Origin of the sequence: Staphylococcus condimenti (assembly GCF_001618885.1) — a bacterium.
Lineage (GTDB): Bacteria > Bacillota > Bacilli > Staphylococcales > Staphylococcaceae > Staphylococcus > Staphylococcus condimenti.
This window is the reverse complement of sequence record NZ_CP015114.1, coordinates 422436-434857: the sequence shown is the minus strand read 5'-3', so window position 1 is coordinate 434857 and position 12422 is coordinate 422436. Positions and strand designations below refer to the sequence as shown.

Sequence of the window (12422 nt, the reverse complement as noted above, 5' to 3'; positions counted from 1 at the left end):
TATGACTCAAAGTGAATTAGAATTTGTTATTGAACATCGTCGCCATTTACATCAAAATCCCGAATTAAGTTTTCAAGAGTTTGAAACTACAGCACACATTATAGAATTTTTGGAAGCCCTCGGAGTTCCTTATACTCGTCCATTAGAAACAGGAGCAATTGCTTATTTAGAAGGAAACAGCCAGCATACTATCGCTTATAGAGCTGATATTGACGCCCTACCTATACATGAAGAAAATGAAATTGATTTCAGAAGTAGTAAAGATAACGTCATGCATGCTTGCGGCCATGATGGTCATACGACTGCTCTGCTTTTATTTGTTAAACGTTGCAAATCATTGGCTGATAAAGGAGAGCTACCTCATAATGTTGTTTTTATATTCCAACCTGCAGAAGAAACAGGCGGTGGTGCAAATCACCTCATAAAAGCTGGCGCATTTGAGCAATACCCTATTGAAGCCATTTTCGGTATACATGTGATGCCTTTCAATGATGAAGGAACAGTTACAATACTTAATGAGGAAATCACTGCAAGCGCTACTGAATATAGATTTTTCCTAGAGGGTCAATCAAGTCATGTAGCTAATAAAGAACAAGGACTTTCTTGTGGTGAAGGATTGCAGCATGTATTAAATCAAGTTAGTACAATTCAACAATACCACCTTAATGGATTGCAATATAACATTGTGCATATTGGACGATTTGAAGCTGGAGAAGCTATTAATACAGTCCCTAGCCACGGTTACTTAGAAGGTACAATACGTACGTATGATACTGAAGATTTACAAATTGTAAAAGATCAAATGACTAAAATTGCACAGAGTGTTCAACTATTGTTTGGCGTTAATTGTGAAGTGAAGTTTGAAGAAGGATATCCCCCTACTTATAATGATCCAAAATTACATGATCAAGTTGTAAACGCATTGCATAAAGCAGATTTTGAAGTGGTGGAATTAGATAAGCCTTATTTATTTGGTGAAGATTTTAGTTTCTATAGTCAAATTGCACCAAGTTACTTCGCATTCGTAGGTATTCGAAATGAAGAAAAAGATTGGGTTCATGGTTTACATACACCTAAACTTAATTTCGATGAAAGCCAACTTATTCGTATTGCCGATTATTATGAGAACTTATTGTTTCAGTATGGTCAGGAGGGTTAAATATGACAGCAGTTTGGTCAGTTGATAGAAAGAAATTTATTGATAATGCAAAACAAGTAAAAGCAAATCAAAATTTAATGGCAGTTGTTAAAAACAATGCTTATAACTATGGATTGGAATTTTCTGTAAAAGCATTTCAAGAAGCTGGTATTGATACGTTTAGCACAACTTCATTGAAAGAAGCAGTTAGAATCAGAAAAATAGCGCCTAAAGCAACTATCTTTTTAATGAATGCTGTATATGATTTCGATACAGTGCGCAATAATGAAATTCATATGACCCTCCCCTCTTTGAATTTCTATAATAAATATAAAGAAGATTTGAAAGGTATTCATGTACATTTAGAATTTGAAAATCTTTTACATCGTTCTGGGTTGCGAAATTTAGATGAATTTAAAGAAGTACTTCAAGATCATGAACAAAATAAAAGTGATGATAAAATGGTAATTTCAGGTATTTGGACACATTTTGGGTATGCTGATGAATTTGATGTACCTGAATATGAGATTGAAAAAGAAGCATGGTTGAATATTGTTCATTCACTTTTAGAAGAAGGATACGAATTTGAATTAATACATGCACAAAATAGTGCAGCTTTTTATCGTGAAAATCAACAGCTTTTACCCAATCATACACATGGGCGTGTAGGTATCGCTTTATATGGCTCTCGTCCATACAGCAAATTATCAGAAGACCAAATTCAACAATCGCTTACTGTTAAAGGAAATGTTATTCAAGTGAGAGATGTTCAAAAAGGCAAATATTGCGGATATAGTTTTGCTTATGAAGTAGAACAAGATCATACAAAACTTGCTGTAGTTGATGTTGGATATGGAGATGGAGTATTACGAACTAGAGCAAAACATGAAGCTATAATCAATGGTAAACGCTACCCGATTAAAGCGTTGATGATGAGTCATATGTTTGTAGCTGTAGATGATTCAGTTACTGCAGAAGACGAAGTCGTATTATATAATGAAGATATGCGTATAGATGAATATACGTTTAAAGGGGTCGGCGCGAATTCTGAGCAATTAAGCGCGCTAAACCATGATTCTTTAATAAAGGAGATCAGATAAAATGGTTGTAGAATATAAAAACGGCGAATTGACAATGGGCGGCACAAGCTTAAAAATGATTGCTCAAAGTTTCGGTACGCCTACTATTGTTTATGATGAAGATCAAATCCGCAATCAAATGCGACGCTATAAAGAAGCATTTGACAAAAGTGGTATTGATTATAATATTTCTTATGCGTCAAAAGCATTTACATGTATTCAAATGGTGAAATTAGTACAAGAAGAAGGTCTAGATTTAGATGTTGTTTCTGAAGGTGAACTTTATACAGCTTTAGAAGCTGGCTACAATCCATCGCATATCCATTTTCATGGTAACAATAAAACAAAGCATGAAATCCAATATGCTTTAGAAAATAAAATTGGATACTTTGTTATTGATTCATTAGAGGAAATTGAATTAATCGATAAATATGCTTCTGATGTTGTAGACGTTGTTTTACGCGTTAACCCTGGCGTTGAAGCACATACTCATGAGTTTATCCAAACTGGTCAAGAAGACAGTAAATTTGGTCTTTCTATTAAACATGGTCTTGCAGATAAAGCCATTCAAAATATTAATTCAAGCAAACGTTTAAATTTAAAAGGGATTCACTTCCATATTGGTTCACAAATTGAAGGTACAGACGCAATGATTGAAACTTCCAATATTGTAATTCAATGGCTAAAAGGTTTAAATTTAGAAGTTGATTTGTTAAATATTGGCGGAGGATTTGGTATTCACTATGTTGAAGGTGATGTAAGTTTCCCAATTGAAACAGGTATTAAAGAAATTACAGATGCATTAAAAGATATCGCTGAAAAAAACAACTACCCTCTTCCAACAATCGGTATCGAGCCAGGACGTTCAATTGTCGGCGAAGCAGGTGTTACTTTATATGAAGTAGGCACAATCAAAGAAATACCGGGTGTAAATAAATATGTATCAATTGATGGAGGGATGAGCGATCATATTCGTACTGCATTATATGGAGCTAAGTATGATGCTTTGCTTGTAAATCGCGAAGAACCTGCAAACGATACAGTTACGATATCTGGTAAGCTATGTGAATCTGGGGATATTATTGCACGTGATGTTAAACTCCCTGAATCTGTTCATCGCGGAGATTATTTAGCTATTCTTTCAACAGGTGCGTATCATTATTCTATGGCTTCAAATTATAATCAAATGCAGAAACCATCAGTATTCTTCATCAAGGATGGAAAAGCAAGAGAAGTTATTAAACGTCAATCATTACGACAATTAATCATTAACGACACTAAATAATGAATAGATAAACTGAGATAGTTGATTTAAAATTTGCTATCTCAGTTTTTTAATTGCTTATGAGTTTAGTAGTATTGAAGGCAAAATAAAAAACACTTTACTAGCGTAAAGTGTTTTAAGTGATAATCAATAAAAGTAATCTATTAATTATAGTTTAACAACGTTTGCAGCTTGAGGACCGCGGTCGCCTTCAACTACTTCAAATTCTACTGCTTGACCTTCTTCTAATGATTTGTAACCTTCTTGGTTAATTGCTGAGAAGTGTACGAATACGTCGTTTTCTCCTTCAACTTCGATAAAACCGAATCCTTTTTCAGCGTTGAACCATTTAACTGTACCTTGTTTCATAATTTGTGAAACCTCCAAGACTAAAATTCAATATGCGTTATTCGCATATTACAAAAAATACTTAAAAATTCAGATTCTGTTTATCGCAAGTATTGTGCAGATCTTTCTTTGTTAAAAATCACTTCTCAACTGTATTATGTATAAGCTACAGGTGGATAATTAACTGTCATTGACTCAACAATTTATAAATCGTACGATACCACCCTTGCTGAAAATGCAAAAGTAATGCTATCAGTATGTTTCTATATATGTTTGAGCTAAATATTCTTTGCAATATGGAATAATACTATTGCTTAAGACCAATTATAGTCTATTCGCCTTACCAATGCAATACAAATAGTAAAAATTAATTAGTCAATAATTGGAAGGTCATAATAAACTTCATCATTACATAAAACAATGAAACTATAAAATATTTGCATATCTTCATCGCAATCCTCACAAAATCTCATATCACAATTATTGTAAAAAGCGTAAATGTTATATTTTCCTTTTACAAAATTGTCATATTTTAATTTGGACCAGCAAATTAATTCTTTATATTTTTTTACCATATCTTCATAAGAAGAGAATTGATATTGTTCAGTGATTAAATCTCTCCAATCATCAAACAACCACCAACCTTCATAATCCGCTCTGATTTTATTTACAGTCCACATGACTAAATCCCCTTCCAGTCAAAAACTTTTCTATTTAATTTTAACTTTCGTAAAAATAATTTCAAGCAATGTGAACTGAGCAACAAAAGTTATAGTGTTGTAGTAAATATTAGGATTTTCCCCTAAAAATTCGTATAATATAAAAAAGAGGTGATCTTATGCAACATAGAAAAATTCAAGTGTTTGGACAAGTTCAAGGTGTAGGATTCAGATATTTTACCGAACGTCTTGCACAAAAATATAACATTGTGGGAACAGTTCAAAATGTTGAGCAATATGTAGAAATATTTGCACAAGGTGAAGAGAATGAATTAGAACAATTTACTCAAGCTGTCATTGAAGGAGCTTCCCCTGCTTCAAAAGTAACTGATTATAAAATAGAACAACTAGATATAGATTCATCTTTAAAAAGATTCAGAACTATTTAAAAAGGAAGATGTAAATTGAGATATTACATTTCTCGAATTTATGGAACGCTTATAGGAGTTCCAGCTGCAATTGTCGCTTGGGTCACAAGTTTATATGCATTCGATATATCATTTATATATGATTTTGGTATTGGTATAGCAGCATTTTTTGCACTATATGTACCGACTCAATTGCTAACATCTAAACAATATTTAAAAGAAATCGGGTTAACTCGCAGAGATTTTCGTTTTGTGCGTCATCAATTAGGAAATGCACAAATTAAAATTCGTAAACTTCTGCGTTCTTTCATAAATGTTCGTTCAATTAAAGATTTTAAACAGGTAAATGAAATTCATCGTTTAGCACGAACTATTTATTTCACAGTGAAACAACAACCACAAAAATTTTTTATTGTAGATAGCTTTTTTTATTCTCATTTAGATAATGCACTGAACTTAATTGAAAGCTATACACGCCTTTCAAGGATGCCTGGAAAATCAAAAGAAGAAAAACAAAAATTAGAACAAACACGTATTACCTTAGATGAAGTAAAACGCACACTGGTTGCTGATTTGAAAAGATTGAACGAAGATGATTATAATCGTCTAGATGTTGAAATGGAAATGAATAGAATAGAGCAAAATCGTAAATAAAAGCGAAAGGAGAAACTTAAATGCCGAATGAAAAAGATATACCGAATCATCCACAATTAGAAAATGACATCAGTACAGACCAAACTTTAGTAGAATCTAATAAAGAGTTTACACCAGAACAACAACAAAAAATCCATGATTTAGCTAATCAAATTGAGCCGTTGAATTATGATTCATTGATGAAATTCGGTTCTAATGCACAATCTAGTATGTCTCAGTTTTCTCACAAAATGTTGAGTGAAGTTAAATCTAAAGACACTGGCCCTATCGGTGATACTTTAAATCAATTAATGCTTAAATTGAAAGAAGTACAACCAGATGATTTCAAAGAAGGCAAAGATTCTTTTATTAAAAAAATCTTTAAACGTGCTAAAGCATCAGCTAATGAGATTTTTTCAAGAATGCAATCTGTCGGTTCACAAGTAGATCGTATTTCTATAGAATTGACAAATCACAAAGATTCATTAAATAGAGATATTCAATTATTGAATGGTTTATATGATCAAAATAAAGATTATTTTGATGAATTGAATTTATATATTGCTGCTGCACAAGAAAAGAAACAAGATATTTTAGAAAAAGAATTGCCAGAAAAACGTAAAAAAGCTTATGAATCTGGAAATCAAATGGATATTCAAGAAGTGGCAGACTTAGAGCAATTTGCTGATAGATTGGATAAGCGCATATATGATTTACAGCTATCACGACAAATATCTTTACAAACTGCCCCGCAAATTCGTATGATTCAAAATGTGAATCAAACTTTGGCTGAAAAGATTCAAAGTTCAATATTAACAAGTATTCCATTATGGAAAAATCAAATGGCAATTGCTTTAACATTGATGAGACAAAGACAAGCAATGTCAGCACAACGTGCTGTAACAGACACAACCAATGACTTGCTCACTGCTAATTCTGAGCTTTTAAAACAAAATGCAGTTGATACAGCAGTTGAAAACGAACGCGGAATTGTTGATATTGAAACATTAAAATCTACACATGAAAATATCATTGAAACAGTTGAGCAAACATTGCAAATTCAAGCTGAAGGACGTGAAAAACGTCAACAAGCAGAAAAAGAATTACAACATCTTGAAAGTGATATGAAAGAAAGATTGCTAACGATGAAAGATAATAAAATTCAATAAGCAATCATATATACGGTTATCCCTATAATTAAGGATAATCGTTTTTTTGTAGAGTAGTTCATGATTCTGTTTGCACATATGCTCATTGGGTATTTATAACAGAACGGATAATAAAGGAGTACGACGATATGGCTCAACATTTTCATAAAGGTATACTATTTTATCATCAAGCAGCAGGACAAGGTAACTTGTATAAATCCTTAGGTCAAGTTACTGAATGTCTAACTCAAATGTGCGATGATTTAACCTTGAAATTAAGCAAAGAAGAAGGAGATATTGCTAAATTTTGTGATGACTTAATAGAAAAACAAAACGGAATTAGTTATGATGTTTTCTTTGTATTAGGTGGAGATGGTACAGTAAATGAATTGGTAAATGGTGTAGCTCGTAATGATTTAGAAATACCGATCGGAATAATACCTGGGGGAACATTTAATGATTTTACTAAGACCCTTAACCTCTCCCCTAGAACACCTGCAGCTGCAAACGAATTATTAAATTCTAAAATCAAGTCGTTTGATGTATTAAAAGTAAATGATACGTATGCATTGAATTTTGCAGGAATCGGTATGATGGTTCAAAACTCAGAAAATGTAGATGCAAACAAAAAAAGGATTTTAGGGAAATTCAGTTATGTTTTTACAACATTAAAAGTAATCGCTAACCCAGAAACGTATCAGTATACGATTAAAGCAAATAATGAGGAGTATTCAGGTGAAACTTCTATGATACTAATTGCTAATGGCAACTACGTTGGAGGAAGTAGAATTCCACTAGAAGATCTTTCCCCTTGTGATGGTGAAATGAACATCTTCATTTTCAAGAATCATAATATGAGTTTGATTAAGGACTTTTTCCAAGTAAAAGATAGTTTGAGATGGAACGATATTACGGAAAATATCAGATTAATCACGACGGATGAAATGAAAATGGAAACACACCCTTCTACTAAAATAGATATAGATGGTGAAATTATGTTCGATACACCAGTTGATATAAAACTATTAAAAGATAAAGTCAAATTACTCTATATTGATGTAAATAATTAATTAAAAGCTGGCCTTCATTGAGAAAGCCAGCTTTTTTAAGTGATATAATTATTCTTTTTCATAAACGATTGGTTTTTGGTTTTTAAACCCTAGACTAATTAGATAGCCGATAATTAAAGCTAAAATTGCAATTGGGAACCATTCTAAACTGTGTTCAACTAAAGGAAGGTTTTTCCATACATTCAATTGGATCCATCCATTTGCAACTGCAACACTGATGATTGAAACGATTGTTACAACGCTGATTGTAAATTGCTGCACAATAGGTTTCATTGGAACAAAACGTGCCATTAAAATCAACAATACTGTCGTAATACCGATTGGATATAAAATACTTAATACTGGAACTGATAATGAGATAACTTGGTTCAATCCCATATTTGCAAGTACCAAACTAATTAAAGTAAATACAACTACATAAGTTTTGTAAGAAATCTTAGGAATAATGCTATGGAAATATTGACTTACTGCCACTACAAGTCCACAAGCTGTAGTTAAACATGCAAGTGCAACAATAATTCCCAATAAGTATTTACCGAATTCACCATATCCTGTGCTAGCAATTGTTGTTAAAAGATAAGTACCGATATTTTGATCTGCATCAGTCAATTCTTTTAATTTTGCTGCTGAAACCACCATATGGTTTCCAATAAATCCTAATGAAATATAGATGAACATTAAACCTGCAGCAGCAATCACTCCAGCCATTGCTGTTTGTTTAAAAATTTGGTTAGCATGTGTAATACCTGTTGACTTAACTGCATTGACTACAATCATAGAAAAGGCAATAGCTGCAATAGCATCCATTGTTAAGTAACCATTAGTGAAACCTTGTCCAAAACCTGCAAGATTTGAAGTATAAGCTTCTGATCCTGGACTTGAAGGATTTCCGCCGAAATCTACAAAGCCTTTGATAATCATAGCTACAATTGTAATTAATAGCACTGGTGTTAACAATGAACCGATACGATCAACCATTTTACCAGGACTTAAACATAAATATAGTACAACTGCAAAATAGATTACTGTAAATATAAATAATCCGATGGGACTATGACTATGTGTAATTGGTGTGATTGTCATTTCAAATGATGTTGAAGCTGTACGCGGAATAGCGAACAACGGTCCGATTGTTAAGTAGATTGCTACTAAGAAAATTACTGAAAAAACAGGTGAAACTTTATTAAAAGATCCGATATATCCTTCTTTGTCTAAAGCCCCTACTACCACACCTAATAAAGGCAATCCGATACCTGTTATGACAAATGCTAGAATTGCTGGCCAGAAATAATGACCGCTATCTAAACCCAAATTAGGTGGGAAAATAAGGTTTCCGGCACCAAAGAAAATAGCAAACAAGGTAAACCCGATAATCCATGTGTTTTTATTCATTTTTATGTGCTCCTTCTATTACGATAAAGTCTTAAATAATATTGTTTAATTTTAGCATACAGGTTTTCAGAAATCTATATAAACTTTCTGAAAATTTAAAAATCGAACGTGTTAATGTTTAACAACGCTTGGTTTCAAGTTTTTTTATTGAGAGCTGCATACTAATATAATTATAAGAAAATGTAAAACACAGATAAGAATTCTCATAATCATTCTTATCTGTGCATAGAATCATATCACAATTAATTATTGTATCATTTATACAGATTTCAGCAACAATTTTTTTAGAAGTGGTGACAACTGACTTGGCAGATTTTCAACACCTTCTACAAATAATGAATATTGACCATAAATATTGTGGATTGTTGTTTCGATATCTTCAGTAATTGGTTCTTGACTTAAAAATACATTAAAGACTTCTAAGCCATATTTTCTAGCTTCTTCTACAGCCTCGTAAGTGTCGATAATACCATCTTGATCATAATTGTAAGCAGATGGTTCACCATCTGAAAAGATAATTAGAAAACGTTGATGATGTGGACGTTGTAAGAGTCGTTCGCTCGCGACACGTATCGCTACTCCATCACGATTATCATCTTGCGGTTTTAAAGCCATAATACGCGGACTGTCTTTTGAAATAGTTGAATAATCGTAATCAATAATTTCATCTATAATATTAGGTTGTTTTTCATCATCGGCTTCAAAGGCATCTTCATTGAATGCTAATATTTCATGTTTAACATTTAATGATTTTAATGTTTCATGGAATAGTACAACACCTTTAATTGTTTCTTCCATTTTATCGAACATACTCGCAGATGCATCTATAAGCAAAGTAAATGTAGCATCAAATGAACGACTTAAATCTTGTTTTTTATAAAACATTTTATATTGGTCATCAATAAACCAATTAATCAAGTCTTTTTGCAGTCGTCCTTTTGTTAAATTATAACGTGCATCAATTTGTTCCCTATCGATAGTTTTTTGAATAATTTGTGTTAAGTCCTTAATTTCAATTTGCACATCTTTATGCACTTCGTGATATTCTGTAATGTATTCTGGTAAAATTTCAGGAACATTCCATTTAATTTCAACATTTTCATTTATACCACGTAAAGTAAAAGGTTGATTGCCGCCTGTTTGACCGCCTTCTTGATTATCAATTGTATCATTTGATCCTTTACCTTTTTTAGCTGTCATATCTGTCATATCATCTGAGGCATCACCTTCACGCGCTGTATCATTGTCACTCACAGCTTCACTATTTTCACCTTCATGTAATTCCATTTCCAAATATGCGCCGCCTTGAGATTTAGAATCCTCAGCTTTTGTTTCAGCTTCTGCAGTTGCTATATCATCTTCTTCAGATGAACTGTCATTACCATCCACATTACTTGCATCTGTTCGTTTCAAATCTTCAAAAGTTTGTTCTTGTAATTCTTTATATACTTTACGAGGGATATGATAGTATTCATTTAGCATATCTTCATCTAAAAGTTCATCCAACTGAAAACAAATTCTTTCGGCTAAATATTTATTATCTTCAGAAGTATAATTCATAAAGAAATTCGGTAAATAAAGATACATATTTTGAATAATAGGATCTAAATCAGGACGTATTGATGGAACATCGTAAAAATCTTCTGTTAAAAGAGATTTTTCCAAGTATAAAAAAATTAAATCTGTATATGTTGTTTTAGTACGATATACGTTAATTTGAGATTCTGTAAAGTTGAGACGAATTTGTTTCCTCATCTCGATCGCTTCTTTCATACTTGGACGAATGCGCTTAATTGCATTTAATACGCGCATATCTTCAAGCAACTTGAAAATTTGTTGGAAGAAACTTTGATGTATGAATTCTGTATTATCCAATACTTCATTCACAATAAATTCATCCATGAGTTGATATCCATAAGTTGCAAGCAGTACGTCTGTTTTCAAACCTGTAATCTCAATTTGACTTGGACGATGCGTCCAAAAAACACTCGCAATGAGTTCATTGTTAATAGGGTCATAGTAAGGAAATTTTTGGATTTTTACATGAGTTTGATTATTTTTCAATAATAAGCGCGCTAAATCTTGCAGCATCATTACTTTTTTAGCATCTAAGATTTCATCATTAAATTTGATAAATCGATTGCTCATAATTATCCCTCACTAGAAATTCAATTCGATTGCATTGATTATTGCTTGTTGTTCACGCTCATCTTCTAATTTATCAATAATTGCACGTTTAACTGCACGTTCAATAGGCATTACAGTAGCTAAATCACTTAAGTCGATTAGTGCACGAATACTTGCAGCTTCTTCTGATATTTGCCCTTGTTTAGACATAGTGCGTAAATCTTCATTAAATGCAATGATTTTAGAAATTAATTGCTCGTCTTCTAATAAACTTTGCTCTTTGATAACGCGTTTCAAAATTTCGCCATCAATATAGTCAACTTGGATGACTACAAAGCGGTTTTTTAAAGCTTCATTCATTGGAAGTGTCCCAACATAACCTTCATTGATAGCAGCAATGACATTAAATCCAGGTTTTGCTTTGATGACTTCTCCTGTATATGGATTCGTTAAACTACGACGATAATCTAATACACCATTTAGTATTGGTAATGTTTCTGGCTTTGCCATATTGATTTCATCAATATATAAAATGTGCCCTTCTTTCATTGCTTGAATTACAGGACCATCTATAAAAACAATTTCTTGATTACCATCAGCACTTGTTTGAATTGTTTTAAATCCTAGTAAGCTTTCAGCATCTAAATCTACAGAACAGTTTACTTGGTGCATTGGAACATTGACTTTTTCACTTAATGTTTCAGCTAATTTTGTTTTACCAGAACCTGTAGGGCCTTTTAGTAAAATGTTTTTATTCAATCGCATCATTGAATAAGCATCGCCGAATACTGACTGATCTGAGTTAATGTATTGGTGTTGTTCCATCATTCATTCTCCTTTATGAATACTAAAAAATAGACCGGGGCATTGAAATAAGCCCTAGTCTCTTTATTTTATATAATTATTATTTTTAAATTATACTTCTTTAAAGTAATCTTTGTAATAACCGCCGACTTTTCCTGAATTATCAATGATTTGATAATATTCTTCAGTTTCATTGATGACATCATATTGTTTTCCAACTGTCAGCATATCAGAAACGGTAAATTTCTTTGCGTCTGTGTGAATTACTTCTACTTTCTTAATTGGTTCTTTATCTTTCCATGTTTCGTGTAACATCATATCAAACATTCCTT

At 32.3% G+C, this 12422-nt stretch carries 13 protein-coding genes; 7 read left to right on the top strand and 6 right to left on the bottom strand.

Annotation, left to right across the window (positions count from 1 at the left end; translation table 11 throughout):
- The first annotated feature begins 1 nt into the window (after position 1).
- From A4G25_RS02270 to lysA, 3 genes are read left to right on the top strand one after another with little or no spacing between them, the layout of a single operon-like run.
- Positions 2-1159 (top strand): M20 metallopeptidase family protein, encoded by a 1158-nt coding sequence (locus A4G25_RS02270; RefSeq protein WP_047131110.1) that lies wholly within the window; start codon positions 2-4, stop codon positions 1157-1159.
- Between the two features lie 2 nt (positions 1160-1161).
- The gene (locus A4G25_RS02265; RefSeq protein WP_047131109.1) at positions 1162-2238 is read left to right on the top strand and encodes an alanine racemase; all 1077 of its coding nucleotides are present in this window, start codon (positions 1162-1164) and stop codon (positions 2236-2238) included.
- A 1-nt stretch (position 2239) separates the two neighbouring features.
- Positions 2240-3502 carry a diaminopimelate decarboxylase gene (gene lysA, locus A4G25_RS02260; protein ID WP_047131108.1) on the top strand — a complete coding sequence of 421 codons (1263 nt, stop codon included), beginning with the start codon at positions 2240-2242 and terminating at the stop codon, positions 3500-3502.
- Between the two features lie 147 nt (positions 3503-3649).
- Here lysA and cspA read toward each other — a convergent pair whose 3' ends face one another.
- Both cspA and msaA read right to left on the bottom strand, forming a co-directional pair.
- The gene (gene cspA, locus A4G25_RS02255; protein ID WP_015900294.1) at positions 3650-3850 is read right to left on the bottom strand and encodes a cold shock protein CspA; all 201 of its coding nucleotides are present in this window, start codon (positions 3848-3850) and stop codon (positions 3650-3652) included.
- A gap of 350 nt (positions 3851-4200) precedes the next feature.
- The gene (msaA, locus tag A4G25_RS02250; RefSeq protein WP_047131107.1) at positions 4201-4509 is read right to left on the bottom strand and encodes a regulatory protein MsaA; all 309 of its coding nucleotides are present in this window, start codon (positions 4507-4509) and stop codon (positions 4201-4203) included.
- A 158-nt stretch (positions 4510-4667) separates the two neighbouring features.
- Here msaA and A4G25_RS02245 point away from each other — a divergent pair, with 158 nt between their 5' ends.
- The 4 genes from A4G25_RS02245 to A4G25_RS02230 all read left to right on the top strand — a co-directional run bounded on the left by A4G25_RS02245 (position 4668) and on the right by A4G25_RS02230 (position 7767).
- On the top strand, positions 4668-4937 hold the full coding sequence (locus tag A4G25_RS02245) for an acylphosphatase (protein WP_047131106.1): 270 nt from the start codon (positions 4668-4670) through the stop codon (positions 4935-4937).
- A 15-nt stretch (positions 4938-4952) separates the two neighbouring features.
- Positions 4953-5570 (top strand): 5-bromo-4-chloroindolyl phosphate hydrolysis family protein, encoded by a 618-nt coding sequence (locus A4G25_RS02240; protein WP_047131105.1) that lies wholly within the window; start codon positions 4953-4955, stop codon positions 5568-5570.
- A 20-nt stretch (positions 5571-5590) separates the two neighbouring features.
- The gene (locus tag A4G25_RS02235) at positions 5591-6718 is read left to right on the top strand and encodes a toxic anion resistance protein (RefSeq protein ID WP_047131104.1); all 1128 of its coding nucleotides are present in this window, start codon (positions 5591-5593) and stop codon (positions 6716-6718) included.
- Positions 6719-6846: 128 nt separating this feature from the next.
- Positions 6847-7767 (top strand): diacylglycerol/lipid kinase family protein, encoded by a 921-nt coding sequence (locus tag A4G25_RS02230; RefSeq protein ID WP_047131103.1) that lies wholly within the window; start codon positions 6847-6849, stop codon positions 7765-7767.
- 48 nt (positions 7768-7815) lie between these two features.
- Here A4G25_RS02230 and brnQ3 read toward each other — a convergent pair whose 3' ends face one another.
- From brnQ3 to A4G25_RS02210, 4 genes are all read right to left on the bottom strand, one after another.
- A complete protein-coding gene (gene brnQ3, locus A4G25_RS02225; RefSeq protein WP_047131102.1) occupies positions 7816-9159 on the bottom strand; it encodes a branched-chain amino acid-like transporter carrier protein BrnQ3 in 1344 nt (447 codons plus the stop codon).
- 258 nt (positions 9160-9417) lie between these two features.
- Positions 9418-11307, bottom strand: a complete 1890-nt coding sequence (locus tag A4G25_RS02220; RefSeq protein WP_047131101.1) for a vWA domain-containing protein — start codon at positions 11305-11307, stop codon at positions 9418-9420.
- Positions 11308-11319: 12 nt separating this feature from the next.
- Positions 11320-12111 (bottom strand): ATP-binding protein, encoded by a 792-nt coding sequence (locus tag A4G25_RS02215; RefSeq protein ID WP_047131100.1) that lies wholly within the window; start codon positions 12109-12111, stop codon positions 11320-11322.
- A 90-nt stretch (positions 12112-12201) separates the two neighbouring features.
- Entirely contained in the window at positions 12202-12405 is a 204-nt protein-coding gene (locus A4G25_RS02210; protein WP_041613113.1) for a DUF6501 family protein, read from the bottom strand.
- Between the last annotated feature and the right edge of the window lie 17 nt (positions 12406-12422).